The following is a 2,959-nucleotide window of genomic DNA, read 5'->3' as shown; positions in this document are numbered from 1 at the left end:
GAAGTAAAACCTGAAAGACGTACGTCTTTGGGATTACGTTGGCTCGTGAACTACTCCCGCAACCGCGGTGAGAAGACAATGGAAGAGCGTTTGGCGGCTGAGATCATCGACGCTTCCAACAACACAGGCGCTTCCGTTAAGAAACGCGAGGACACTCACAAAATGGCTGAAGCGAACAAAGCGTTTGCTCACTACCGCTGGTAGGATTCGGCTCAATAAATTACACTTCAATTTTGAAGGGAGACTATTTTCATGGCAAGAGAGTTCTCCTTGAAAAATACACGCAACATCGGGATCATGGCGCATATTGACGCTGGTAAAACGACCACCACAGAGCGGATCTTGTTCTACACAGGCCGTACGCACAAAATCGGTGAAGTTCACGAGGGTGCGGCTACAATGGACTGGATGGAGCAGGAGCAGGAGCGCGGGATCACGATTACTTCCGCTGCGACGACCGCTTCGTGGAAAGGTCACCGCGTTAATATCATTGACACCCCAGGGCACGTTGACTTCACGGTTGAAGTTGAACGTTCCCTTCGTGTATTGGATGGGGCAGTAGGTGTTTTCAGTGCGAAAGAGGGCGTTGAGCCTCAGTCTGAAACTGTATGGAGACAGGCTGACCGCTACGGCGTTCCGCGGATCGCATATGTAAACAAGATGGATATTATTGGTGCCGACTATCTGAATGTCGTTAACGACATGCGCGATCGTCTGCAAGCGAACGCAGTAGCGATTCAATTGCCGATCGGTGCAGAGAACGACTTCGTGGGCATCATTGACCTGGTTGAGCAAAAAGCTCATATGTACAAAGACGACCTGGGTCAAAATATTGAGGTGGTCGACATTCCGGCCGAGTTCCAAGACAAAGTCGAAGAACTTCGCGCTGAACTGATCGAAAAAGTCGCAGAACTCGACGAAGACCTGACAATGAAGTATCTGGAAGGTGAAGAAATCACTGTTCCGGAACTGAAAGCAGCCCTCCGCAAAGGGGTTTGCGAAGTTAAGATCTTCCCGGTTATCTGTGGTTCCTCTTACCGCAACAAAGGGGTTCAGCTGATGCTGGACGCTGTTATCGATTATCTGCCAGCTCCAGTTGACGTACCATCGATTCAAGGTCACCTTGAAGACGGTACGGAAGTTGAGCGTCATTCTTCCGATGAAGAACCGTTCGCTGCTCTGGCGTTCAAAATCATGACAGACCCTTATGTGGGTAAACTGACATTCTTCCGCGTATACTCTGGTATCCTTCAATCCGGCTCTTACGTATTGAACGCTACCAAAGGCAAACGCGAACGTATCGGACGTATCCTTCAGATGCATGCGAACAGCCGTCAAGAGATCAGCGAAGTTTACTCCGGTGACATCGCGGCTGCCGTAGGCTTGAAAGATACTGGTACGGGCGACACACTCTGCGACGAGAAAGCTCCGGTTATCCTGGAATCCATGAACTTCCCGGATCCGGTTATCGAAATCGCGGTTGAGCCTAAAACCAAAGCCGACCAAGATAAAATGGGCGTTGCTTTGGGCAAATTGACAGAAGAAGATCCTACGCTGCGTGCTCATACAGATGAAGAAACTGGCCAAACAATCTTGGCTGGTATGGGTGAGCTTCACCTCGACATCATCATTGACCGTATGCGTCGTGAATTCAAGGTAGAAACCAACGTGGGTAAACCACAGGTTGCATACCGTGAAACCTTCCGTCAAGCTGCACGCGTTGAGGGTAAATTCGTTCGTCAGTCCGGTGGTCGTGGTCAATACGGTCACGTCTGGGTTGAGTTCGAACCTCTCGAAGCAGGTACTGGCAGCCAGTTTGACAGCAAAATCGTCGGTGGCTCTGTACCAAGAGAATACGTCCAGCCTGCACTGAATGGTATCGAAGAAGCCATGAAGAATGGTGTTCTTGCCGGCTTCCCGCTTGTAGACATCAAAGCTACAATCGTAGACGGTTCCTACCATGATGTCGACTCCAATGAGATGGCGTTTAAGATTGCCGGTTCCATGGCGCTTAAAGCGGCTAAAGACAAGTGTAAACCTGTCCTGCTCGAGCCAATCATGAAAGTCGAAGTTACGGTGCCTGAAGAATACATGGGCGACGTAATGGGTATGCTGAACTCCCGCCGCGGACGTATCGAAGGTATGGATAACCGTTCCGGCGCTCAGATCATCCGTGCGAAAGTGCCTCTTTCCGAAATGTTCGGATACTCGACGACACTTCGTTCCGGTACCCAAGGACGCGGCGTGTTCTCCATGGAACTCTCCCACTACGAAGAAGTTCCTAAGAACATTGCTGAAGAAATTGTTTCGAAGTCCAAAGGATCTGACGAGTAATTTCTGCTTTTGAGTTTTAAACCCTGACCGGTACGATTACATCCAGAACTGCTTGCATAAACACCGGTCAGTTCAAACATAAAACCTATATTCAATCCATTTAAGGAGGAATTGTTCAAATGGCAAAGGCTAAGTTTGAACGTACTAAACCGCACGTTAACATCGGTACTATCGGTCACGTCGACCATGGTAAAACAACTCTGACTGCTGCTATCACGACTGTATTGTCTAAAACTTACGGTGGTGCTGCAGTAGCATTCGATCAAATCGACAAAGCTCCAGAAGAGCGCGAACGCGGTATCACAATCTCCACTGCACACGTGGAATACGAAACACCTAACCGTCACTATGCACACGTTGACTGCCCAGGTCACGCCGACTATGTTAAAAACATGATCACTGGTGCTGCTCAAATGGACGGAGCGATCCTGGTTGTATCCGCAGCTGACGGCCCAATGCCGCAAACTCGCGAACACATCCTGCTCTCCCGTCAGGTAGGCGTACCTTACATCGTTGTATTCCTGAACAAATGCGACATGGTTGAAGACGCTGAACTTCTTGAACTGGTTGAAATGGAAGTTCGTGACCTGCTGAACGAATATGAGTTCCCAGGCGACGACACTCC

Annotated in this window: 1 protein-coding gene and 2 pseudogenes; all 3 read left to right on the top strand. The window is 49.5% G+C overall.

Translation table 11 applies throughout. The annotated features are described in order from the left end of the window. Nucleotides 1-204: pseudogene (locus CPT76_RS03090) on the top strand (30S ribosomal protein S7); the annotation flags it as partial. Between the two features lie 48 nt (nucleotides 205-252). Then, entirely contained in the window at nucleotides 253-2,334 is a 2,082-nt protein-coding gene (gene fusA, locus CPT76_RS03085; RefSeq protein WP_105441901.1) for an elongation factor G, read from the top strand. A 119-nt stretch (nucleotides 2,335-2,453) separates the two neighbouring features. Continuing rightward, nucleotides 2,454-2,959 (top strand): annotated as a pseudogene (locus CPT76_RS38795) (GTP-binding protein); the annotation flags it as partial.

Origin of the sequence: Paenibacillus sp. AR247 (assembly GCF_002968895.1) — a bacterium.
Taxonomy (GTDB): Bacteria; Bacillota; Bacilli; order Paenibacillales; family Paenibacillaceae; genus Paenibacillus_AQ; species Paenibacillus_AQ favisporus.
Note: the sequence above shows the minus strand (reverse complement) of the source record. Positions and strands in the feature narration are given on the sequence as shown.

Excerpts from the sequence above, each read along its gene's own strand:
- fusA (WP_105441901.1), top strand. The coding sequence starts at position 253 with ATGGCAAGAGAGTTCTCCTTGAAAAATACACGCAACATCGGGATCATG.